Genomic DNA, 25,283 nt, shown 5'->3' with positions numbered 1-25,283 from the left:
TACCAATCGAAAGGGGCTAGACCGGAATGAGCAGAAGTGTCTTGAACGAGGAAGAGTTTTACCAGAAAGTATACGGCGGCTGGATGGGAAAAAATATCGGGGGGACGTTAGGCGGCCCTGTTGAAGGTAAAATGGAGGTTTTGGAGCTTGATTTTTATCCGGAGCTTAAAAATCTGCCATTGGCAAATGATGACCTCGACCTGCAATTAGTCGCGCTGCATGCCATTGAGCGACATGGCGCTCGAATGACGGCCAAAGAACTAGCTCAGGAATGGCTGGAGCATGTGTTTTTCCCATATGACGAATATGGCTATGCTCTGACCAATCTTCGCAGAGGTCTTATTCCTCCGGTAGCAGGCTCGTTCAACAATCCGTTTGTAGACTGTATGGGCTCGCCAATCCGTTCGGAGCTGTGGGCGATGGTTGCTCCTTGTGCACCTAATATTGCGGCCCATTATGCTTATCAGGATGCGATTCTGGATCACGCGGGTGGAGAGGGCGTTTATGGTGAAATGTTCTTCGCTGCAATTGAAAGCGCTGCCTTTGCTGAAAGTGACCGTGATACTCTGATTCAGATTGGACTAAGTTATATTCCTATTGACTGCCGTACGGCACTTGCTGTGAAGGATTTAATCGATTGGCACCGGGAAGGCAAGGATTGGCTGGAGGCTCGTGCCTTGGTTCTAGAGCATCATGGCAGCGATAACTTTACAGATGCTCCGCAAAATATCGCATTCACCATTCTAGGCTGGCTGTATGGAGAGGACTTTGGAGACGCGATATTGAAAGCGGTTAACTGCGGCTATGATACGGATTGCACAGCTGCAACGCTGGGAGCGATCTTAGGCATCATCGGCGGTGCTGATTCACTTCCGGCTAATTGGATTGAGCCAATTGGAGATAAAGTAGTCGTGAGTCCACCCATTAAAGGTTTCCCAGTCCCGGCAGATCTTGACGAGCTTACTCGACGTACAATTCGAGCAGCAAAAGAGGTATTGGCGGTATGGGATTCTCCTGTAGATATCCGTAAAGATCAGAAGACTTCGATTGAATCGAGTTTGCTGAAGCCAACAGCCTCGACTTTGAAGGTACAGAGTCAGGATTTTAAAAAGAATTGTTATATCGTACCGCAGGGAACGATGGCCGATCATGGCATTGAAGTAGAAATCCAATATCAAGACCAGTTACCTGTAATTGGACTTTTTGATACACATTATCTTCGTTTTCAATTAACGAATCGTACGGGTGAAGAATGGACAGGCCGATTATCGCTGAGCACACCTGAAGGCTGGACGAAGACGGAACAAAGTGCCTTTAAGCTGCCTGCGGGAGAATCATTCTTATGGGAGGCGCAGGCTACTTCAGATGCTGAGCTGCGATCATCCTATGAGCTTGCACTTGTGATCGAACGTGATCATGACGGACATATTTGGAATACGGAAAAAGTTATCTTCTCACTGGTGGCGACGGCTTCTTGGAAGCTCTATTCACCTTTGTCCAATGATGGCGTTGATGTAAATGTAGCAGGCAATCTCGTAGATTTTGGGAAGCTGTTAAATACAAAGGCTAAAGGAGTCTATCGTGCAGAAACACTTCTGTATTCTCCGGATGACCGCGAGATTCTGCTTCTAGCAAGTACCATATCACCTGTTCGGGCAACGCTTAATGGCCAGCTAGTTATTGACGCTCAGGAAGCAACGGTATTTATGCCAGCCTATCACCGGGCTCCTAAGTCGAAAGGTGCAGTTGTTCAGCTGAAAAAAGGCGATAATCCACTCATTATTGAGATCGAGAAGACGGATGATCAGCTGCAATTGTATGTGCTGCCAGTTGCTTCCGAAGAAACACGAACACCAGGTTCGCATTATTACCATACGGATATTTTGTTCAAATCAATTAATCAATAACATGGTGAGAAAAGCTTTCCCGAATGGTTGACCACTCTGGAAAGCTTTTTTTTTTTTACGCGTTCAAGTAAGTATGAATGTCAAATAAACAACTGATTTTACATATAAATCCAAGGGTGTTATTGGGGGTGGGATCCATTGTACGATAACAACGGCACTTTAAGAAAGCGTTTACATTTAATGTGCTAAATGAATCCAAATACAGAGGAGAAGGTGTAATGAGGAAAAAGGTTGTAGGGTTTATCGCTATTATCGCGCTAGTGATTAGTCTGGGTGGCAATGCGGTTATGGCTTCGTCAGGCACAAGAATGCAAAGCTATGATTGGGGTAGAGTAGAAACAGTTGGAGGAGGCTTTATCCCCGGTATTATTTACAACCCTTCCGAGAAAGACCTCGTCTACGTCAGAACGGACATGGGCGGCGCATACCGCTGGAACAAACAGACGAATTCCTGGAAGCAGCTGCTCGATTGGGTAGGATTTGATGAGTGGAATATGGCTGGTGTAGAGAGTCTCGCGACTGACCCGGTTGATCCAAACCGAGTTTATATCGCTGCAGGCACATACTCGAATGATTTTACAGATCAGAACGGTGTCATGCTGCGCTCCACAGATAAAGGAGAGACTTGGAAAAAGACTATACTGCCTTTTAAATTCGGCGGCAACATGCCGGGTCGCTCGATGGGCGAACGCCTTGTAATTGATCCAAATAATAATAGCGTTCTGTACTTTGGAGCACGTAACGGCAACGGGTTATGGAGAAGCACCGATTATGGCGCCACCTGGCGTAAGGTGACAAGCTTCACAGCCGGGCAAAATGTAAAAGAATATTACGGCGGCCAAGTAGGGCCTGTGTGGGTTACATTTGATCCAAGTACAGGGAAGAAGGCGGATAAAAAGAATAAGAAAAATGCGCAAACGACTCAAACGATTTATGTTGGTGTAGCAGATACGGAGAAAAGCATCTATAAAAGTACGGACGGCGGGGTCACCTGGGCGCCGATGGAAGGACAGCCTAATGAAGGCTTCGTACCGCATCATGGTGTATTAGCTTCAGATGGGAAGCTGTATATCACCTACAACAGTGCGATTGGTCCTTATGATGGTGCAGCAGGGAATGGGACAAAAGCAGGCTCCGTCTGGAAGTACGATACGATAAGCGGGGAATGGACGAATATCAGCCCTGCCGTTATTGCTCCTGCAGATGCTAATGCGGTTCCGTCCTATCCATTTGGCGGACTAGCAGTAGAACCTTCTAACCCCAACACCATTATGGTTGCGACTATGAATATGTGGTGGCCGGATGAGCATATTTTCCGCAGTACGGATGGCGGTGCTACATGGACATCTTTGTGGACGATGGGCGAAGGATGGTCAAGAGTTAACAAATATGATCTGGATTATTCCAAAGCACCGTGGCTGGATTGGGGTAAAACGTTTAATCCGACAGATGTGGAGCAAAATCCAAAAATGGGCTGGATGATTGGTGATCTGGAGATTGATCCATTTAACCCTGATCGCCTGCTGTATGGAACAGGAGCTACTCTGTTTGCTGCTGACAATCTGACAGCATTGGATCGGGATAATGGTGACAAGGTTAAACTCTCCGTTTACGCTCAAGGGATTGAGGAAACCGCAGTACTTGGACTTATTAGTCCACCAGAAGGTGCTCATCTGATGAGCTCAATGGGTGATATCGGCGGATTCCGGCATGAGGATCTGGATACTGCACCAACGATGATTACGAATCCGTATATTGGCACCAGCACGGATTTGGATTATGCAGAGCTTAATCCAAAGCTGGTTGTACGGGTAGGCAACGCGGAAAATAAAGATGCCCGCATGGGTGTTTCTGTGGATAACGGTGTAACGTGGACACCTGCTGCAAATGCATGGATGGATGCGGATGGAGATAAAACACAAGGCGGTACGGTTGCTGTTGGTGCCAACGGAAGTACAATCGTATGGGCACCAAAAAGTGCTTCTGCGGATATCAGCAGACCAGTAAGTTATTCAAGGAATAACGGTCAAACATGGTCCGTATCAACAGGTGTTCCGGAAGGTGCGATGGTATCATCTGATCGAGTGAATCCATCCAAGTTCTACGCGTATGCGAATAGCGCGTTCTACGTCAGCATGGATGGCGGCGCAACATTCGTGAAGTCGGCTAAAGCAGTTGGACTTCCATCAAAACTGAATAGTAAGTTCAAAGCGGTGCCAGGTGGTGAAGGTGATATATGGCTAGTAGCCGCAAAAGACAACACGAATACAGAAAGCGCATATGGAGTATTCCATTCTACCGATTCGGGTGCAACCTTCACGAAGCTGAAAAATGTACAGGAAGCCGCGATGATCGGCTTTGGTAAAGCGGCTCCAGGTAAAAAATACATGGCGATCTATATGAATGGCCGAATCAATGGGAAATTCGGCTTCTATCGTTCCGATGATTCTGGCCGCAGCTGGATCCGGATTAACGACGACCTGCATCAGTATGCTAATGCTACTCAAGCCATAACAGGTGATCCACGTGTTTTCGGTCGAGTCTATATTGGTACGAACGGCTTTGGCATTGTACGTGGGGATATTGCAGATAGCAAGAATAAGCCTGAGCATGGAGATCCAAAAGGGAATAAATAGGTTTTAGTAACACCTGATGTGCAGATGCGCATCAGGTGTTTTGCTTAAATGGGTGTAATAAAGCTTGAAAAAGGTTGTTTTTGGGCTATTTGTGAAATCGATTTCAGTAATTAAGGGTGATGTGTTAGAACAGCGATGAGGTATTTAATGCTATAAACAAGCCACTTAACTTATAAAAACGGTTAAATTTTCTTTTAAAAGTTATTGAAATCGATTTCATTTGATGTTATTATCCATTTCAGGTAAGGAACTTATATGAATGAGGGGGCACAAGCATGGGGGAAAACATGTGGAAACGGATGGCCGCGCAGACATTAGTTGCAGGTCTTATCGTATCTAGCTTCACTGGCATAACGGTACCACAGGTATCGGCAGCCACAGATCCGGTAAATGTATGGATGACGACAGGGGATAAGAGCAATTTGCTTAGTCGGCAGAAGGATGTGTCGTTTGATACGGATGGAGCACCGTCTGAGCTGACGATTGATGTAGATGAGAATACGGCCTACCAGACGATTGATGGTTTTGGAGGCGCTCTCACAGATTCATCGGCCTATGTGATTTCGAAGATGGAGCCAACGGCTAAAGATCAATTGATGAAGAAGCTTTTCAGCCGTGAAGGTGATGGCGCAGGTTTCAGTTATTTGCGTCTGCCAATGGGTGCAAGCGATTTCGCAACAAGCAAATATACATACGATGATATGCCTAAGGGCGAGACTGACCCTGAACTTCATAATTTCTCCATCGAGCATGATGAGGAGTATATCATTCCTCTTCTCCAGCAAGCGCTAGAGATTAACCCGGATCTGAAAATCATGGGTACGCCTTGGACCGCACCGGGCTGGATGAAAACAACGGATGCGATGGAAAAAGGTAAGCTGCTGCCAGAGTATTATGGTGTATACGCGCAATATTTCGTTAAATTTATTGAGGATTATGAAGAAGCCGGTATTCCAATCGACGCTGTGACGATCCAAAATGAACCGCAGTTTGAGCCAAGCGACTACTCCGGTATGCGCATGGAACCGGAAGATGAGGCTCTATTTGTTAAAGATTATTTAGGTCCTGCTTTTGAGGAAGCTGGCATCGATACGAAAATCATTGTGTTTGACCATAACTGGTCTACTCCTCAATACCCGATTGACGTGCTGAATGATAAAGATGCAAATAAATATATCGCAGGTTCAGCCTTCCATGGATATGCCGGTTCGGTAGATGCACAATCGCTTGTGCATGACCAGCATCCAGACAAGGATATTTATTTCACCGAAAGCTCGGGAGGCGAATTCGCTTCTGATTTCGGCGGCAACATTGCTTGGGATTATCAAAATCTCATCATTGGTGCAACTCGCAACTGGGCGCGGACATCGCTCAAATGGAATATTGCACTGGATGAAAACAACGGTCCATTCGTAGGTGGCTGCTCGGATTGCCGAGGGATCGTGACAGTTGTTAACCATGAAGAAAATAACGTAGTAACCAGTTCAGATGTAACTTACAACGAAGAGTTTTACGCATTTGGTCAAGCAAGTAAATTCGTTCTGCCTGGCGCGAAGCGGATTCAATCGAATACGTTTGGAGCAGGAAGCATTGAAGATGCAGCGTTCTTAAACCCGGATGGTACTAAGGTGCTTCTAGCACTAAACTCCTCCAAACAATCAAAAACCTTCAAAATAAGATGGGGTGCGAAGAGCTTTTCGTACACTCTTCCAGCAGGAGCTATAGCGTCCTATGTTTGGAGCGGAACGCAGGTTGGCACGGTATCGATTAGTCCATATGCGGTTATGCAAGCAGAAGATTTCGTGGACAACGTAGGTGTGACAACTGATATTGCTGGAGATACTGGCGGCGGAAAATATGTTGGCTCGGCTGCCAACGGCAACTATATTGCTTTCGATAATGTGGAGTTCCAAAGCGGAACATCCAGCATCAAAGTAAGAGCGGCAGCTGAGGGTGATGCTAGTATTCAATTCCGTCTTGATAGTCCAACTGGCGCTTTGCTTGGAACAGCAGATCTTACCTCAACGGGTGGAGCACAGTCCTGGATTACTAAAGCTGTTCAGTCCGAAGCCGTTAGCGGCAAGCATAAGCTGTATGTGATGTTCTCCGGTAAAGTAAACTTGAACTGGTTCCAATTCTCCTTCGATTCCGTGCAGAGCAGCTTTAACTACTTAGCTCTAGGCGGCGGCTTCGAGGAAGGAAATACAGGCTGGAATGGGTGGAACCCAGAAGGACAGGGATATGCTCAGAACGTAGACAATAACAGTCCAAGAACAGGTTCGATGAAGCTATCCCACTATCTTGGTGGTACTGAGTCGTACCAGCAAACGACTTATCGTACGGTGAAGGTGCCAAACGGAACCTACAAAGCATCTGTATGGTATCAGAAGGGCGGCGATACCAACGTTAGCCTGGAAGCGAAAAGATATGGTGGACCTGATCTTAGTGTGTCGGCAGGGACAACAGCATATGTTGGATCCTGGACACAGATCGTTATTCCAGTCATTGAGGTGACAGACGGACAAGTCGAAATCGGGATTCACTCCGCTAATAAGGGCGGCGAATGGGCATCTTTTGACGATGTGGAATTGATCCCGGTTATTTCGAAAGCTTCTGTAGAAGAACAAGGTGACGATGCACCTGCTACTCCTCAAGATGTAACCGCAGACCTTCAAAATGGTCAAAATATCCATCTTCAATGGACAAAAGCTGCTGATGCGATTGGTTACAAAATCTATCGTTCGGTAGTAAATTCGGACACAAAGAAAGACGGAGTTTACCCGGATTATCGCTTAATCGGATCTGCTGGTGACGTAACAAGCTATGTGGATCAAGGCCTGCTAGGCAGCACTACGTACTCATATCGTGTATCTGCCTTCAACGCTTCTGGTGAATCGGCAGCTAGTGGATCTGTTACTGCGACAACTGCTGCAGGTAAGGACTCTGTGGCTCCGGCAGCACCAGTTGGTCTGAAAGCTGTACCTGGTATCCAACAAGTGAAGCTCACTTGGGAGCCTAATTTGGAGAACGATTTCTTTAAATACAACATTTATGTGAATGGCTTCAAACGGGCATCCGTTGATCCAGCAACAGAATCTCGCTATACGCTAGCAAATCTGGTAGCAGGCACACAATATACATTTACCGTTAAGGCTGTTGACCAAGCGGGAAATGAATCGGCAGCAAGTGAAGCGGTAGTAGCTGCTCCAACAGTAGCAAGTGAACGAGTTAAAATTCCAGCTTCGAACAATTTGGATTTTGAGACACTTGACCAAGCTAACAAGCCTACGCTTTCGCCATGGCAGGAATGGCATCCGGGTGAGCAATCCGCAGCTCCCTCCATTGACAATGATACACCACGAAGCGGCAAGTATAAGCTGACTCATTGGAATGGCTCTGCTTACAAGCAATCTAACTTCCAGACGATTAATGTACCAGTCGGCAAGTACAAAGTTCAGGTATGGGTTCGGACAGGCGGCGGACAAAATACGTTCCAGCTTGAGGTTTCCAATTATGGCGGAGATAAGCTGACTAAAGATTTGAAGAGTGCAAGCGGTGGTACGTATACACCATTTGCAATTGATAATATTGAAGTGGTTGAAAAGGAAGCTGGTACTGGTCTAGGTACTATGCAAATCGGAGTATACTCCGATGCGAAAGCCGGTAACTGGGCGGCGATCGATGACTTCGAGATCTATAAATACCCAGAAGCGACAGTAGCGGTAGAAGGCGTAACCTTAGATAAATCAGCGTTGTCGCTTAATTTGAACGGTATGAATACCGGCAATTTGACAGCAACAATTAATCCAAGCAATGCAGAGAATCATAATCTTTATTGGAGCAGCAGTGACACTTCAGTTGCTGTAGTTGCAGACGGTGTTGTAACAGCCAAAGGAGTTGGTACTGCGCAAATTACGGTAACAACAGAAGACGGCGGTTACAAGGCTGAAACTGCTGTTGTTGTAAAAAGCGGTAATGTGGTTACACCACCCTCAACAACTCCTACAGATGGAACGGGTCATGTGACAACAAACGGTAATGTTTCTGTCATTAGCGGCTTAATGGCCAAGACAGAGACAAATTCGAATGGCAAGGCAACTTCAATAGTTGAAGTTAACGCAGCGCTTCTTGCACAAGCTGCACAAGATGCTAAAGTTGATTCTATCACCGTTGATTTGCGTGATCTGAGCGATGTAAGTGAAGTACAAGCACAGTTCCCAGTTGATGCATTAAAAGAACTTTTGGATAAAAACAGCAAACTGAGCATTCTTGTCATAACCGATCAAGGCAGCTACGAGCTTCCGCTGCAAGCTATTCTGAGTGGTACAGCAGCAAGCGGCCAGCAGCTTCGCATTGGAGTTGGGACTATATCGGAAGAAGCGAACAACGCAGCTATCCAAGCAGTAAACAAAAAGAATGGTACATTGCTTGGTACTCCAATTGAATTTACAGTATGGACTGGCACCGCGAACAATTGGACAGAGGTTAAAGGTTTTGGCAAACATTATGTCACTCGTACGATCCAACTCGGCAAGACTTCCGTGCCGCCAACTACGGGTATTGTGATCGAATCGGATGGGACAATTGTTCCAGTACCAACCACGTTCAATACAGATGCAAACGGTAATGTAACAGCAGTTATTCGTACGAATCATAACAGTGTCTATGCTGTAGTGGCGTCGAGCAAAACCTTTACGGATACAAAAGGTCATTGGGCGGAGAAAGAGATTAATACTCTGGCATCAAGCTTTATTTTGAATGGTGAAACCGCAGATACTTTCGCTCCAGAGCAGCAGTTGACTCGCGCTGAGTGGGTAGCGATGCTGACAAGAGCGCTTGGTCTGACATCAGGTTCCACAGCAAGTAACTTTAAGGATGTATCCAGCAACGCTTGGTATGCTGATGCAGTAGCAGCGGCAACTGAAGCAGGAATTATTCAAGGCTTTACAGATGGAACATTCCGTCCAAATGATAAAATCACAAAGCAGCAGCTTGCAGTAACCGCTGCAAATGTTCTTGCCTTTGTTGGTGGAAATCAATCTGCAGACGTTGATCAACTCGCAGCTTTGAAAGACAGCAGTGAGATCGCAGCTTGGGCAGCAGATGCCGTCGCGCAGTCTTTGAAATCCGGACTGATTAAAGGAACGCCGGAAGGCAAGTTCTATCCAAACAAGACAGCAACACGTGCTGAAGCGGCTACTATTTTGTACAGATTGATTACCAGTATTCAGGAATAATAAGTAGCAAGAAGTCCGGCTATCCTCGCGATAGCCGGATTTTTTTCTAGTGGTTGGTGTGGTTGATCAAGTTGCAGATGTAAACAAAAGGAAATAGTCGCATCACAAGCGAATAAGTTGGTGAGAGGTGCAAGGGGGAATTCGATGGGAATTAGGAGAGTGACTAAGTATCTGTTTGCGGCTGTGATCGTCATGTTGTTGATGTCTGGCTGCTCGATGACTGATGATGTAACGGAAAAGCAAATACCAGTTATTGATCAGCCTGGTCCTGAATTAACTCATGTGAAAGTGAATACGGATGGCATGCTTTCCGAAGTAGGCTACGGCTATCCTCATCCATTTGGAGTCAATCAGGAGGTGTTAGTAGATTTCCATTACTACAAGCAACATGATATTTCCAGAGGGGATATTGTTGTTTTCCGAACAAAGGATACCAGTTACCAGACTACCGACCTAGCAAGAGTTGTTGGTTTACCTGGAGAAAAGATAGGTTTAAAGAAAGGGCAAGTCTATATAAACGGACATAAGCTTAAAGCTTTTTATGGTAATGATGCTGCATCGAAAAATAATATTTCATTAGAAAAGCCTTTGGTACTGCAGCATGACCAATTTTTCATCCTGGCAGATGTACGCTGGAGAGGCTTTAATGACAGTCAAACCGCCGGTCCATATAGTCGTGATGACATTCTGGGAAAAGTAGTCGGCTATGAGCCTCACAAGTAACACTTGTAAGGATTTGTAACTTTATTTGCTTCTGTGACGTCTATAACAATTAGATGAATTTGATTATACCTAGAACGGAGTTTCCCGATGCCCTATACGTTAGCTCATCCGCTGTACGCTTTTCCAATAAAATATTTTAATCGCAAGGTCTTCAGCATGACGGGCCTGGTGCTGGGAAGTATGGGGCCGGATATCGAATATTTTATTTTTTTGGCTCCTCATCAGACGATTGGTCATACGATTCAGGGATTGTTTATGCAGGTGATTCCGCTTTGTGTGCTGCTCGGCCTATTATTTCATTATGTTGTAAAGAAGCCTTTAACGATGCATCTGCCATCGTTATTCCAATTGGATAAACGAGCTTATAATCTATTAAACAGATGGGATGTGACAACCTTCAGGGCTTGGCTCATCTACTTGCTCTCGGTTGTGATTGGATTTTATACGCATATTCTGGTTGACGCTTTTACGCATGAGAGAGGTTATTTTGTTCAACATTTAGACGTCTTGAGCCACCAGACTGGCCTTCTCCATTTGCCGGTATATAAACTACTGCAATACAGCTTTTCTCTGCTAGGTATGTTCATCATATTTATTAATATCATGATTTGCTTATATAAAAGCCAGCGGAGATCATCCGTCATGCCTGTCATCCCCGTCCACCAGAAATGGGTGTTCTGGAGTGTTGTAGGCTTATGGGCTGTTCTTTTGCCCGTTCTGAAGTTGTATGTCAGCAGCTATCCATTGATTAGTGTTGCAGCCGTCGCGCCAATATCGGGTGTGTGTGTTGGACTAGTTGTATCATCTATCATTTACAAGAGGTAGTCGTTTTCTATAAAATGGGACAGAAAGCGTTATCATACCTTCATGCGTGAAAGGAAGATTTTTAATGGGCAAAATCATTTTATTCCAAGGTGATTCCATCACCGATTGCTTGCGTGGACGTGAAGGGGCAGATCCGAATCATGCTCTGGGAGTAGGCTATGTTAATAAAATAGCAGGAGAACTGAGCTATCAACTGCCTGAAGCGGGACATCAATTTATTAATAGGGGAATTAGCGGGGACAGAGTTTCTGATCTGTTCGCACGTTGGAATGAAGATGCCATCGCGCTTAAGCCGGATATTTTAAGTATTCTTATAGGAGTAAACGATACGTGGCGGATTATGAACAAGCTTCCTAGCGGTGTAACGGATCGGTTCGAACGTGCCTACCGTCTTCTGTTAGAAGAGACGAAGGAAGTTTTACCAAGTACGAAGCTTGTGTTATGCGAACCTTTTGTTCTACGTACTGGGGTTACGGTAGCAGAATGGGAAGGCTGGCGCGGTAAAGTGGATGCACAAAGAACCATTGTAAAGCAGCTGGCGGAAGAGTTCGACGCCGTATTTGTGCCTTTCCAGCAAGCTTTTGATCAAGCTGCGGAACAAGCTGCTCCTGATTATTGGTTATTCGACGGCGTTCATCCAACAGCTGCAGGCCATCATCTTATGGCAGTGGAGTGGTTGAAGGCCGTACAGAACAGTCGTCTAGCATTAGGTTGAAAAATAATAGACTTCTGACAGAGGTGGTCAGGAGTCTTTTTTTATAGAGGAGGATGTTAATGGCTTACCAATACGATGGAATTGATCATGTTCAATTAGCCGCCCCAGAAGGATGTGAGGAGAAAGCTCGCGGCTTCTACAATCACCTGCTAGGCTGGCCTGAAATTCCAAAGCCTGAGAACTTAAGGCAGCGAGGCGGCGTATGGTTTGAATGCGGAAAACATCAGGTACATATTGGGGTTCAAAAAGATTTTGTTCCTGCAACAAAGGCTCATCCTGCCTTTCAAGTACAGAATTTGGAGGGACTGCGGAGCTATCTCCTCGAGCAGAAAATCCAGGTGATTGATATGAAGCAAGAGCAGAAGAAGGTGTGAAACGCTTCTACTTAAATGATCCGTTTGGCAATCGTCTCGAATTTCTAGAGTGGTTATAATTCATCGATTTCCCACTATGTGAGAAGTGATCATCGCAGCCTACTATATTCCTGCTTTACAATACTGACATAGAGACATGACGCTGGTATTGGAGGAAACGGGAGATGAACATTTGCTTTTAGACATTTCGATTTTGATGATATACGTGCATTTGCCGAGTGGGCAGAATTAGGCGGACATCGGTTGACGATTGTTAATCCAGCAGATGGATTACAAGAAGAATGGTTGGATACGATGGAGCTGCTACTCATTCTTGGTGGTCCAATGAGTGTATATGAAGAAGAAGCTTATCCTTGGCTGATCGAGGAGAAACGTTTTGTGAAGGCAGCTTTGAATAAGAGGATCAAAACGATAGGGATCTGTCTTGGAGCTCCTCGAAAGCGATACATATATTGGATTATCTTGTGCCGCAGGGGATTGAGAAGGAAGTAAGTGTGACGGAAATTAGCCGTGAGCTGGATATGCCAGTGCAAAGTGTTCATCGGATCCTGGCTTCGTTATCCGAGCATGGGTTTGTCTCTCAAAATAACAAAACAAAAAAGTATAAGCTAGGTTTATCGATTATGAAATACGGCTTCTTGATGTGGGACAGCCTGCGTTTCCGCTCTATTGCCCGTCCGTTCATGGAGGAATTATCACGGCAAACGAAGGAAACCGTCTATCTAGCTTCCCGTGAAAATACCGAAGGTGTCTATATCGATAATATCGATTCGCCTCAGCTGCTCAAAATTTCTGAGCCGATCGGTCTTAGGCTGCCTCTAGTTATTGGCGCATCTAATCGGGTTATCTTAGCTTATATGGCGCCAAGCGCAAGGGAGTCAATCCTGAATCAGATCGAATGGGAGGTTCTTCCCTCTTTGCGACCATTAACGAGGGAGTATATCGGGAATGATCTGGAGCAAATCCGTAAGCGAGGATATGCAATCACATCTGGTGAAGCAACAGAGGGGACAACCGGAATTGCTGCACCAATCTTCTCCTAAGAGAATACCGTCATTGGTTCACTAAATTGTGCGGGACCAAGCCTGCGTTTTACTGCCGAGAATATAGAGAAATACAGCTATTACGTGAAAAAATATGCGGATCTGATCTCTCAAGAGCTTGGGTATCGGCATTTGTAACGAGTAAGCGAGTGAGTAGCTGCTTGCAGCAAGAAAAGAAATCCCCTTAGGCGAAGGATTCGCTTAAGGGGATTTTTGTCGTTGGAAGCTTGTTCTTCCTTAGCTGTGAGGGGGCAACCCCTTTATATTTCTTGTACATCTTCGTGAAATAATTGGAGTTATCACAGCCAACTTGACCTGCAATTTCTGTAATGGAGAGATCGCCTTCCAGGAGTAAGCGCTCTGCTTCATTGACCCGGCATACATTCACATAATCGATAAAAGTGCGCCCGGTCAGCTTTTTAAACATTTTGCAGAAATGATGAATGTTAAGGTTCATTTGCTTTGCCGCATCAGCAACGGTTTGTTTTTCTGCAAAATTCACTTCAATATATTCGATCAACGTCTTGAACCGTTCCCGATTCTGTACATATTGATTTGTGGCTTGCTCCGGGAGCTGCTGAGGCAGGAACTTCCGAGACAACAAGGTAAACAGCATGTGAAGCTGTGATTTTACCATTAATTGATAAGCGGGCTGCTTGGCTGAAAATTCTGCTGCCGCCTGCTCCAGCAAGTGATAATGGTCCACACAGGTTGGATCAAGAAGAGCAGGTTTAACCGGAAGCTGTACACGCCCTTCCAAATAAGGCAGGACGTATTTAGTATGAAGGGCATCATGCACCCAGTTTTGAAATAGGGAGCTGTTAAAGACGATCGCAAGATAGGAAGTATCTCCTTCGCTTGTGCTGTAGCCAACATGAAGTGCTCCTGCTGGGACAAATAAGACGTCACCGGGTTGTGCCTCATAAGGTTGACTATCAATATGGAAGATACCGCTGCCATGCTGCATAACGATAATCTCGAAATGCTCATGCCAATGCAGGTACATAATCATGTCGCCAGGCTTCACTTGATGGGCGTGGTTAGAGAATATCTGCACAGGATGCGTCTTTTCATCTATTCTTGTATCCTCACGAAGTTCCTTCGGATAGCTCATGCTTTTCTCAACTCCACAATATTGGACTAGTAATGCACAAGAATGGTAGAGAATCAACCATTTGCAAGCGCTATACTGAGGGTGCAATCAAATTTGTCAACCAAAATAGGAGTGGTATTCATAATGGAAAATTTGCTTCGTATTGGAACCTTAGTAGGCGGAGGAGATGCTGTTCGTGTCATTCCTCAAATTGCGCCACATGGCTTTGAATCATATAGTCTGACTTTCTGGCAAACGACAGGTACTACAGATTTGGTTGAAACGGCAAAACGAGTTCGTGAGCTTTCAGATGAATTCGGTTTCATTATATCGACGGTTGGCATCTTTGGCAATCCACTGACAGGCACAGGTGATAATGCGGATACCCTTGCAAGCTGGGAAAGACTGATCGATCATGCCCATTTGTTCGGCACAGATATCGTATCGGGCTTCACAGGCCGGTTAACCGGAGAGTCCATCGATAGTTCGATTCCACGATACGCAGAAGTATTTGGCGAGCTTGGCCGCAGAGCAGCAGATAAAGGGGTTCGTATCGCTTTCGAGAACTGTGATATGGGAGGCACCTGGCAATCCGGCGACTGGAACATTGCTCATAATCCGACAGCATGGGAATTGATGTTTAATGCGATCCCATCTGAGAATATCGGTCTGCAATGGGAGCCATGTCACCAGATGGTATCGTTGATTGATCCGATTCCACAGCTTCGCAAATGGATAGATAAGGTGTTCCATGTTCATGGCAAAGACGCGACAATCGCTTGGGATATTGTGAAGGAATACGGCATTCATGGACCAAAAGAATTCGTATGGCACCGGACACCTGGTTTTGGCGATACGAATTGGACGGATATTATTACGATACTTAGACAAGGCGGTTATAAAGGAACGATTGATATTGAAGGCTGGCATGATCCGGTTTATCGTGATGAACTTGAGATGACTGGCCAAGTCCATGGCTTAAATTATTTGAAGCAATGCCGCGGCGGACAATTCGTACCAAATCCGAAATAAGGAGAGTATGCAGATGAGTGAGAGCTATAAAGTTGTAGTTGCAGGCTGCGGGGGCATGTCTAATGTTTGGATCGATTATGCAATTGAACGTGCAGATACGGAGATCGTAGCACTAGTCGATATCAAGCAGGAATTTGCCGAGAGCATGAGGGAGAGGAAGGGACTAAACTGCCGGACCTTTACCGATATTGCGGAAGCGATTGAACAGACAGGAGCTAATCTTGTCTTTGATGTAACGATTCCGGCGAGTCACTTCAACATCGCAAGTACAGCAATGAAGAACGGCTGTCATGTTTTCGGTGAGAAGCCGCTTGCGGAAACGCCTGAGGAATGTAAATCGCTTATTCAAATTACAGAGGAGACTGGTCAGTCTCATGCGGTCATGCAAAACCGCAGATTTGATCCTCGTATCCGTGCACTGCGAAAGATCATTGATACCGGTACGATAGGCAAGCCGGGATTCGTAAATGCTGACTTTTTTATAGGGCCTCATTTCGGCGGTTTCCGCGATACAATGGCGAGTCCGCTTCTGCTAGATATGGCGATTCATACTTTTGACCAAGCACGGCTTATTCTGGGAGCAGATCCGGTATCGGTCTATTGCCATGAATTTAATCCTGCTGGTTCGTGGTATGCGGGAAGTGCGGCAGCAATATGTATCTTCGAAATGTCAGATGGCTCAGTGTTTAACTACCGTGGATCGTGGTGTGCAGAGGGTGCTCATACTTCATGGGAGTCTGATTGGCGAATTACCGGTGAGAAGGGGACTGCGATCTGGAATGGTCATGAAGCGCCATATGCAGAAGTCGTAGCACCAGGGGAACAGGATGGGAAATTCATTAAATCCTTTATCCGAGTTGAGGCGGACCAAGAAGTGATTGATGCCCACTCGGAAAGAACCGGACATACTGGCTGCTTGGATGAAATGTTCCTGTCCTTGCAAGAGAACCGCAGGGCGGAGACAGACAGCCGCGACAATCAATACAGTATGGCAATGGTGAATGCGGCGCTAGAGAGTGCGAAGACAGGGCGAAAAGTGGATATTGCCGGCTTTATCGGGCAATAGTTGAGAGATTAAAGAAGGAGCAGGAGTAATCCTGCTCCTTTTTGCTGTTTTCAATTCCGATTATATTTGTTTATGCCCGAAATATTTTTGTTTTCAAACAAAAACAAACATGATATTATCTAGACATAAAGATAAAACAAAGTAATCGGAGGTAAACAAAATGGTACAAAGCTTATGGCAATCATCCCTAGCATCTGAATTTACAAACGGTCTGGATCAACTGGTCTACCGTTCTAACCTGATTGGTGCAGACCGCCAAGTCTGCAATATTTTCGGCGGCAATACGTCTACGAAAACAACGGTGAAAGACTTCCGCGGCCGTGATATTGAAGTGATGTATGTAAAAGGAAGCGGTTCGGATCTTGGCTCGATGAAAGCTTCTAACTTTACCGGTCTTCGTTTGGAAGACATTCGCCCATTGTTCGAGCGTGGTGAAATGTCTGATGAAGAAATGGTTGCTTACCTTGGCAACTGTATGATTGATGCGAAGCATCCACGTGCATCCATTGAAACACTGCTGCATGCATTCCTTCCATTCAAGCATGTTGACCACACGCATCCGGATGCGATTATCAGCCTTTGCTGTGCAGATAACGGCCGTCATCTGGCGGAAGAGATTTTCGGCAACCGCTTCGTATGGGTACCTTATGTTCGCCCTGGCTTTACCCTTTCCAAAATGATTGCAGAAGGCGTACTCGCTAACCCGAACGCAGAGCTTGTCCTTATGGAGAAACACGGCCTTGTAACTTGGGGTGAAACTTCGGAAGAATGTTATGCACAGACAATCAAGATTATTAATGAAGCAGAAGCTTTCATCGAAGCACGAGTTAATGAAGCTAAGCTGTTCGGTGGCGTGAAACATGAAGCTCTTCCATCTGACGTTCGCCGTCAAATCGTTTCGCAAGTTATGCCTACCATTCGTGGTGCAGTATCCGATGTGAAGAAAGCGATCCTTTCCTACGATGATCAAGACGATGTGCTTGCTTTTGTTGGCGGTGTTGATGCTGCGCAATTGTCACAAGTAGGCGCGGCATGCCCTGACCATCTTGTACACACGAAGGTTGTTCCGCTCTTTATCGACTGGACACCTAATGTAGAGGATATTGAAGGTTTGAAATCGAAATTAATTGAAGGCGTAGCTGCCTACAAAGAACAATACAAAGCTTATTTCGAAGAAAATAAAAACGAAGGCGACGTCATGTTCGAAGCCGCTCCGCGTGTTATCTTGATTCCTGGTCTTGGTATGATTAACACAGGCAAAAGCTGGGCGTTGTCGCAAGTAAGTGGTGCTTTGTACCATCGTGCAATCTCCGTTATGCGCGGTGCTACAGCACTTGGCAACTTCGTATCGCTTAGCGAGAACGAATCGTACAACGTGGAATACTGGCCGCTTGAGCTTTACAAGCTGTCGCTTGCTCCTGCTGAAGCTGAGTTCTCCCGTAAGGTAGCCTTTATTACTGGTGGTGCAGGCGGCATCGGCAGCGAGACAGCACGCCGTCTGGTATCGGAAGGTGCACATGTCGTGCTTGCCGACCTTAACCTGGAAGGTGCGCAAAAGGTTGCTCAAGAAATTAATGATAAATTCGGCGAGAACCGTGCATTTGCCGTGAAAATGGATGTTACGGATGAGCAGGCTGTTCAAGCGGCTTACGCTGAAGTAGCGATCATGTATGGCGGCGTGGACATTATCGTCAACAATGCAGGCCTGGCAACTTCCAGTCCATTTGATGAGACTTCCTTGAAAGAATGGAACCTGAATATCAACGTGCTTGGCACTGGTTATTTCCTTGTAGCTCGTGAAGCGTTCAAGCTGATGAAGCAACAAGGCATCGGCGGCAACATGGTATTCATCGGCTCTAAGAACTCGATCTTCGCAGGTAAAAGTGTTACAGCTTATAGCTCTGCTAAAGCGCTGGAAGCACACCTTGCACGCTGTATTGCTGCAGAGGGTGGAGAGTTCGGTATTCGCGTAAATACGATCTTGCCGGATGCAATTCTGCAAGGCTCCGCGATCTGGAATGGTGCATGGCGTAATGAACGTGCGGCTGCTTACGGCATCGAGCCGGATCAACTGGAAGAGCATTACCGTAAACGGACAACATTGCTCGTAAATATTTACCCACGAGATATTGCAGAAGGTATCGCCTTCTTCGCATCCTCGAAATCAGATAAAACAACAGGCTGTATGTTGACGATTGACGGCGGTGTACCGGCTGCATTCACACGTTAATCGAAGTAACAATTCTTTTAAGGTAATTTCTTACGAAGCAAGAATTGCTGCCAAAAGCAGCATCAATTCTTTTAAGGTACATGCTTACGAAGTAAGAATTGCTGCCAAAAGCAGCAACAATTCTTTTGAGGAGGCTTACAAATAGATGGAATCTAATGTAAAGCAAGCATATGAAGCGGCAAAAGCCTTATATGCTCAGCATGGAATTGATACAGATGAAGTGTTGAGAAAGCTGGAGGAAGTTAAAATCTCCATGCACTGCTGGCAAGGCGATGATGTGAAAGGCTTCTTGAACGCTGATCAGGAATTAACCGGCGGTATTTCCGTTACTGGTCAATATCCTGGCGCGGCAAGAAATCCGGAGGAGCTCCGCTCTGATCTGGAGAAGGCTTTCGCCCTCATTCCAGGTAAACATAAAGTCAATCTTCATGCGATCTATACCGATACAGACGAGAAGGTAGAGCTGGATCAGCTGGAGCCACGTCACTATGAACGTTGGGTGGATTGGGCGAAGGAGCAAGGTCTGGGATTGGATTTCAACCCAACTTGCTTCTCGCATGAGAAATCGAGTGATGGATTTACACTAAGTCATCCGGATGCAGAAATTCGTCAATTCTGGATTGATCACTGTAAAGCTTCCCGCCGGATCGGCGCGTACTTTGGCGAGCAGCTTGGCCAAACCTGCGTAACAAACGTCTGGGTACCTGACGGCTTCAAGGATAATCCGGTTGACCGGATGACACCACGCAAACGTCTGAAGGCTTCCCTTGATGAAGTGTTTGCAGAGCCGCTTGATCCGAAGTACAACCTGGATGCGGTTGAGAGCAAGCTGTTTGGACTTGGCTCTGAAGCGTATGTAGTAGGTTCGCATGAATTCTATATGGGTTATGGGATTCAGAATGATAAATTGATTTGCCTCGATGCGGGTCATTTCCACCCGACGGAGGTTATTTCGAATAAATTGTCTTCCATTGCGCTCTTTACAAGCGGCATTCTTCTTCATGTCAGCCGTCCAATGAGATGGGACAGTGATCATGTTGTCATTATGGATGATGAACTGCTCGAGATCGGCAGAGAATTGGTACGTCATGACTTGCTTGGCATTACTCATATCGGCCTAGATTTCTTTGATGCAAGCATTAACCGTGTAGCAGCGTGGGTTGTTGGAACACGCAATACAATCAAAGCACTTCTTCGTGCGATGCTTGAGCCCGTTGATGCACTTAAGAAATTTGAGCTGGAAGGCGATTACACAACACGTCTTGCGTTAACAGAAGAGTTCAAGTCGTATCCATTTGGCGCGATTTGGGATTACTATTGTGCTTCGAAGGGTGTACCTGTTCGTGAGCAGTGGATTGCTGAAGTGAAAGAGTACGAACAAAACGTATTGCTGCAGCGCGGTTAAGGGGGACAACCAGTTGTCGAACATACTTGCATTTGACATTGGTGCGAGCAGCGGAAGAGCTATTCTCGGCAAGCTGATTGACGGCCGTATCATAACAGAAGAGCTGCACCGGTTCCCTAATGATCCGGTACAGACGGGAGATCGTCTGCAATGGGATATTCTCCGGCTGTACCATGAGATCAAACAAGGCTTGCTCAAGGCTAAGCATAGTGGTGCAGAACCAGTCAGTATTGGTATTGATTCATGGGCTGTCGATTATGGCTTTATTGGCAGAGATGGCAGCCTGCTTGGCAATCCACTGCATTATCGGGATCAATCGAGCGCAGGGATGATGGAAAAGCTGCAGGATGAGCTGACGCCAGACGAGATCTTCAAACGGACGGGGATTCAATTTCTTCCGTTTAATACGATCTACCAACTTTATGCTGCTAAGAGCAGTCAGTCACCGCTGCTGGATATCGCTGAGCATTTCCTGATGATTCCGGATTTGCTGCGTTATTTCCTGACAGGTGAGAAGTATAACGAATTCTCAAATGCCACTACTACGCAGTTGTTTAACCCGTTCACTCAAGAGTGGGATGAGGTTTTGCTGCAGCATCTTGGTCTGCCGCAATCCTTGTTTAGTCAAGTCTTGCAGCCGGGTTCACCAGCTGGATATCTGCAGCAATCGGTGCAAGAGGAGCTGGGGCTTGGCCCAATCGCCGTCCATGCAGTGGCCGAACATGACACAGCATCTGCCGTTGTCGCTGTTCCGGCACTCGATCGCTCCTTTGCATACCTGAGCTGTGGCACATGGTCGCTGCTGGGTACTGAAATCTCGGAGCCAATTATTTCTGAAGAAGCGCAGCAGCTGAATTTCACGAATGAAGGCGGCTTTGGCGGGACTTATCGTCTGCTTAAGAACATTATGGGTCTATGGATATTGCAGGAATGTCGGAGAGAATGGGAGCGCGCTGGTCAGAACTATAGCTTCCCTGAGCTGGTGAAGCTTGCTGGTGAAGCACCGGCCTTCTCCGCTTTTATCGAACCCGATGACCCGATGTTTATGGCACCTGGCGATATGCCCGCTCGAGTAAAGGAATATTGCCGGAAGACGAATCAGCCGATTCCGAACGACGTTGGTTCACTTGTACGCTGCATTCTCGAAAGCCTCGCCTTCAAGTATCGCTTTGTGCTTGAGATGACGGAGCGTTTGTCCGGTCAGCAGTTTAACGGACTTCATATGGTAGGCGGCGGTATTCATAACACGCTTCTCTGCCAATGGACCGCGAACGCTATTGGCAAGCCAGTATGGGCAGGACCGGCAGAAGGCAGTGCAATTGGCAATTTGGCTGTGCAATGGATCGCAAGAGGAGAGTTCTCAGATATATGGGAAGCACGCCGTGTTATTCGGGAATCGTTCCCAATGACAAATTATGACCCTGAGCAAGGTGAAGCGTGGTATGATGGATATGGACAATTCTTACATGTAACAGGACTCCATTGAGATTATCCATCAGAAGATGCCTTATGAAATGAGCGTTTTTACGGGCAGCGGTACTGCGGGATAATCCCGTCGTACCGCTGTTTTTTATGTCTACTATAAAGAGAGAAGGGGATGACCTTGAGGCAGGGAATGTTGGCGTTCTACTATAATTTGCGGATCAAGTACAAAATTATCGTCCTTCTAGCTCTGATGATGTCCGTTATTGGCGTTGCAACCTTTGTCGTTATGCATTATGCTTTCCGCGCTTATGACAAAGAGATTTATAAGCAATCCGCCAGCGCGCTTAATAGTGCCTCCCTAGGAATTGAGAAAGAACTGCGGAATATGGAGAAGATCTCATTCCAGATTGCAACAGACAGCTATATCCAGGGATATTTAAGTGAAATTAAGGCTGGGGGCTCGGATTACAGCAACTATTTGACGGCGGTTAATCTACGGTCACGTCTGCTTACGTTTACAAGTAATGAGAAGTATATCCTTTCCTTTCATGTGATGGATGTTTTTGCGAAGCAATATGGAAACGGATACAAAATGATTACGTTATCCAAAGATAGAACCGATCAAGTCATTTATGCATCAAATAAGACGTTTGGCGGCGTCAAATTTGTATCTCCGGATCATGGTGACAATGCCCTCATAGCAGGCAGGGAAATCCGTAGGGTGGATGGGCTGGAGCTTGATCATCTTGGCAACATGGCGGTCCGGATCGATATCGATCGTCTCTACAGTGATCTAGTCACCTCAACAGACAGTAAGAAAGCGAATTTCGCGATTATGGAAAAGGGCGGTAATCTGGTCTATCCGTTAGACCATCCCAATGCAATCAATCTTGCTTCCATAAGGCTGCCGGGCCAGCAAGGCTTCAAGATTGTCACCATCTCCGGTAAAAAATATTTCATTACGTATTTCTCATCCAGCACGTTGGACTGGGTGTATGTGAACATGATTTCGTATGAAGATATTTTCCACAGAACAGAGAAAGCAAAGAACACTGTCATTATCGTTTATATTCTGCTCTTTCTTCTTATTCTTACAGCTGCGCTTGGTTTCTCAAGATCTATTACCGGTCCTATTGAACGGCTGAATCAGAAGATGAAACGTATTCAGCTTGGTCACTTCGAATTTGTGGAAGAGCAGGAAGAACGGATGCTTTCGAAGGATGAGGCTGGCCAATTGCAGCGCAACTTCAGGATGATGGTAGGACGTATTGACGAGTTAATTAACGAAAATTATGTAAAGCAGCTTACAATCAAGGATACCGAATTTAAGGCGCTTCAGGCACAGATCAACCCGCATTTTCTGTACAACACGCTGGAATCGATCAACTGGTCTGCCAAAATCGCCGGTCACAAGCAAATTTCGATCATGGTGGAATCGCTTGGTTACTTGCTGCGCAGTACCATCAGCCATAAGCAGCCGATGGTCACACTGGAAGATGAGATGAGGCTGGTGGGTCACTATGTGGCTATCCAGCATATCCGGTTCGAAGAGCGTCTGGTATTTGAGAATCGGGTTCCAGACCGTCTGCTTGGTTTTCAAGTGCCTAAGCTTAGTCTGCAGCCTCTTGTTGAGAACGCGATCAATCATGCATTAGAGCAGATGATTGAACCATGTATCATCTCGATTACAGCTGAAGAATGTGAAGGTGGCATCACGATTTCGGTGGAAGACAACGGTCCCGGCATGGCACCTGATGTGATTGAACAACTGCGGAATGGCTTGATTACCCCAAGGGGAACCGGAATAGGGCTTCGCAACATTGAAGACCGCATCAAGATGTTATTTGGAGAAGCGTATGGGATCCGGGTAGAAAGTGTACCGTTAGCTTACACACGCTTAACCTTGTATTTACCGATTGAAATGGGGGAGAGAGCATGAAGTATAAGGTGCTGCTAATTGATGATGAACGGATTATTCTTGAGGGCATTGCTTCACTGATGGATTGGGACAAGTATGGTACGCAGCTTGCGGGAACAGCGCGTAATGGACTGGAAGCGCTTCAGTTCATAGAAACACAGCCACCGGATATTATTATCAGCGATATTCGTATGCCGGGGATGGATGGGCTAAGTCTAGTTAAGCAAGTGAAGGAGAAGTATCCACACATTGCCTGCATTATGCTGAGCGGCTTTGGTGACTTCGATTACGCTCGCCAGGCGATGCAGCACGGGGTGAAGCATTATTTGCTGAAGCCATGTAATGAGAATACGATCGCTGAAGCGCTCGTCTCAGTTGTAGAGCAGTTGAATGAGGAGCGGCATACGGATGCCTTTATGCAGCGCATGCAGGAAGAATTGAAGAAGGTTCTTCCAAGTGCAAAGGAGCAATTTCTGAAGGAATATGTGACGAATAAGCGATATGGACGTCGTGAATGGGACGAATACGGCAGACTATTTGGCATTCAGCTAGAGAACCTGCAGGCTAGATTGCTGTTGTTCCAATTGGAAGGACCATACGAGTTCGATCATCTGTTTGCGATTAAGAACATTGCAGAGGATATTTTAGGCAAATCCATTATTCTATTAAGCACCACAATCGGCAGTCAGCTTCTTATCCTTGTTCGTGATCAACATGCTGAGGCAGAGCTGTTAACCATCCTGTCTGAAGTGAGACGTACCTTTTTTGGTTACTTCCGGATTGACACGACAATTGCGATTAGTGATGCTGGGGAGCTTGCCGATGCACGGAAAATGTACATGGATACGTTAGGCTGTCTGAACCATCGATTTTATCTAGGTGGGGGCAGTTTAATTACAGTCCGAGATATTCAGATGCAAAATGAGCAGGAGGAGCAAGTCTTCCTGTTTGATGATTCACAGCTTTGTCTGGCGGCCAAATCAGGCAACTGGGAAGAGACAAGCCGAGAGCTCGATGAAGCGTTCCGGATTCTGGCTGAGCTTCGGCTTGATGATCTGACTGCAAAATCTAATGTCATTACTTTGTATGTCGCACTATTCCGGCAAGCTGAGCCAAGACGTATGAATGAATATTTGCAGCTTCTCGCGAGGTTTGAGGGGCTAAGTACACTTCAGGCTCTAAGAGCTTTTGTTGAAGAGGCAGCCAAGCGGATTTGTCAGGAAAACTATGAATTACAAGCCGGCAGGCATTCTAGTATTATTCATAAAATGATGAACATCGTTACGGAGCATTTGGGTAATCCCGCGCTCTCTCTGCAATGGGCGGCAAGTGAGATTTTATATATGAATGCAGATTATTTAGGTAAGCTCTTCAAGAAAGAGACAGGCGATAAATTCTCGAATTATGTCATGAAAACTCGAATGGATAAGGCCCTGGAATTGATTGAAGAAAGCAATGATGTCAAGGTGTTTGAGCTTGCCGAGCGGCTTGGATTCGGCGACAATCCTCACTATTTCAGCCAGGTGTTCAAGAAATATACGGGCAAATCACCGTCAGATTTCAAGAAAACATCGTAATCAAGATGTCTGTTTTTTGACGAAAAATCACTGGTTATTCGATTCCGGGCTCTCCTAATTGAATGTAATATAGGGAA

General features: G+C 46.0%; 16 protein-coding genes and 1 pseudogene. 16 read left to right on the top strand and 1 reads right to left on the bottom strand.

Annotation, left to right across the window (positions count from 1 at the left end; genetic code table 11):
- Positions 1–26: 26 nt before the first annotated feature.
- The 9 genes and pseudogenes from FHS17_RS23230 (at position 27) to FHS17_RS23190 (ending at position 13,460) form a co-directional block, all read left to right on the top strand.
- Positions 27–1,907, top strand: a complete 1,881-nt coding sequence (locus FHS17_RS23230; protein ID WP_167280843.1) for an ADP-ribosylglycohydrolase family protein — start codon at positions 27–29, stop codon at positions 1,905–1,907.
- Positions 1,908–2,125: 218 nt separating this feature from the next.
- Entirely contained in the window at positions 2,126–4,543 is a 2,418-nt protein-coding gene (locus tag FHS17_RS23225) for a beta propeller repeat protein (RefSeq protein ID WP_167280842.1), read from the top strand.
- Positions 4,544–4,818: 275 nt separating this feature from the next.
- Positions 4,819–9,780: an S-layer homology domain-containing protein gene (locus FHS17_RS23220; protein WP_243865503.1), complete on the top strand. Its 4,962-nt coding sequence runs from the start codon at positions 4,819–4,821 to the stop codon at positions 9,778–9,780.
- A gap of 144 nt (positions 9,781–9,924) precedes the next feature.
- Positions 9,925–10,503, top strand: coding sequence for a signal peptidase I (gene lepB / locus FHS17_RS23215; RefSeq protein WP_167280841.1), 579 nt, complete (start codon positions 9,925–9,927; stop codon positions 10,501–10,503).
- Positions 10,504–10,590: 87 nt separating this feature from the next.
- Positions 10,591–11,328 (top strand): DUF4184 family protein, encoded by a 738-nt coding sequence (locus FHS17_RS23210; protein ID WP_167280840.1) that lies wholly within the window; start codon positions 10,591–10,593, stop codon positions 11,326–11,328.
- A 64-nt stretch (positions 11,329–11,392) separates the two neighbouring features.
- Complete coding sequence (locus FHS17_RS23205) at positions 11,393–12,043, top strand: SGNH/GDSL hydrolase family protein (RefSeq protein WP_167280839.1); 651 nt, start codon at positions 11,393–11,395, stop codon at positions 12,041–12,043.
- A gap of 59 nt (positions 12,044–12,102) precedes the next feature.
- Positions 12,103–12,476, top strand: a pseudogene (locus FHS17_RS23200) (VOC family protein).
- 184 nt (positions 12,477–12,660) lie between these two features.
- Positions 12,661–12,909 carry a type 1 glutamine amidotransferase family protein gene (locus FHS17_RS23195; RefSeq protein WP_208420515.1) on the top strand — a complete coding sequence of 83 codons (249 nt, stop codon included), beginning with the start codon at positions 12,661–12,663 and terminating at the stop codon, positions 12,907–12,909.
- A 2-nt stretch (positions 12,910–12,911) separates the two neighbouring features.
- Positions 12,912–13,460, top strand: coding sequence for an IclR family transcriptional regulator (locus tag FHS17_RS23190; RefSeq protein ID WP_341805901.1), 549 nt, complete (start codon positions 12,912–12,914; stop codon positions 13,458–13,460).
- Positions 13,461–13,644: 184 nt separating this feature from the next.
- On the opposite strand, the gene FHS17_RS23185 is transcribed toward FHS17_RS23190, so the two are convergent.
- On the bottom strand, positions 13,645–14,574 hold the full coding sequence (locus tag FHS17_RS23185) for a helix-turn-helix domain-containing protein (RefSeq protein ID WP_167280838.1): 930 nt from the start codon (positions 14,572–14,574) through the stop codon (positions 13,645–13,647).
- A gap of 123 nt (positions 14,575–14,697) precedes the next feature.
- Here FHS17_RS23185 and FHS17_RS23180 point away from each other — a divergent pair, with 123 nt between their 5' ends.
- The 7 genes from FHS17_RS23180 to FHS17_RS23150 all read left to right on the top strand — a co-directional run bounded on the left by FHS17_RS23180 (position 14,698) and on the right by FHS17_RS23150 (position 25,206).
- Positions 14,698–15,585, top strand: a complete 888-nt coding sequence (locus FHS17_RS23180) for a sugar phosphate isomerase/epimerase family protein (protein ID WP_167280837.1) — start codon at positions 14,698–14,700, stop codon at positions 15,583–15,585.
- Between the two features lie 13 nt (positions 15,586–15,598).
- Positions 15,599–16,651, top strand: a complete 1,053-nt coding sequence (locus FHS17_RS23175; protein ID WP_167280836.1) for a Gfo/Idh/MocA family protein — start codon at positions 15,599–15,601, stop codon at positions 16,649–16,651.
- 160 nt (positions 16,652–16,811) lie between these two features.
- On the top strand, positions 16,812–18,881 hold the full coding sequence (locus FHS17_RS23170) for a bifunctional aldolase/short-chain dehydrogenase (RefSeq protein WP_167280835.1): 2,070 nt from the start codon (positions 16,812–16,814) through the stop codon (positions 18,879–18,881).
- A gap of 145 nt (positions 18,882–19,026) precedes the next feature.
- A complete protein-coding gene (gene rhaA / locus FHS17_RS23165; RefSeq protein ID WP_167280834.1) occupies positions 19,027–20,286 on the top strand; it encodes an L-rhamnose isomerase in 1,260 nt (419 codons plus the stop codon).
- Positions 20,287–20,299: 13 nt separating this feature from the next.
- On the top strand, positions 20,300–21,772 hold the full coding sequence (locus FHS17_RS23160; RefSeq protein ID WP_167280833.1) for a rhamnulokinase: 1,473 nt from the start codon (positions 20,300–20,302) through the stop codon (positions 21,770–21,772).
- Positions 21,773–21,883: 111 nt separating this feature from the next.
- Positions 21,884–23,650, top strand: coding sequence for a cache domain-containing sensor histidine kinase (locus FHS17_RS23155; RefSeq protein ID WP_167280832.1), 1,767 nt, complete (start codon positions 21,884–21,886; stop codon positions 23,648–23,650).
- Complete coding sequence (locus FHS17_RS23150) at positions 23,647–25,206, top strand: response regulator transcription factor (RefSeq protein WP_167280831.1); 1,560 nt, start codon at positions 23,647–23,649, stop codon at positions 25,204–25,206. Before FHS17_RS23155 ends, FHS17_RS23150 begins: the two co-directional genes overlap by 4 nt.
- The last annotated feature ends 77 nt before the right edge of the window (positions 25,207–25,283 follow it).

The organism is Paenibacillus lupini (genome assembly GCF_011761355.1).
In the GTDB taxonomy this organism is placed as follows: domain Bacteria; phylum Bacillota; class Bacilli; order Paenibacillales; family Paenibacillaceae; genus Pristimantibacillus; species Pristimantibacillus lupini.
Note: the sequence above shows the minus strand (reverse complement) of the source record. Positions and strands in the feature narration are given on the sequence as shown.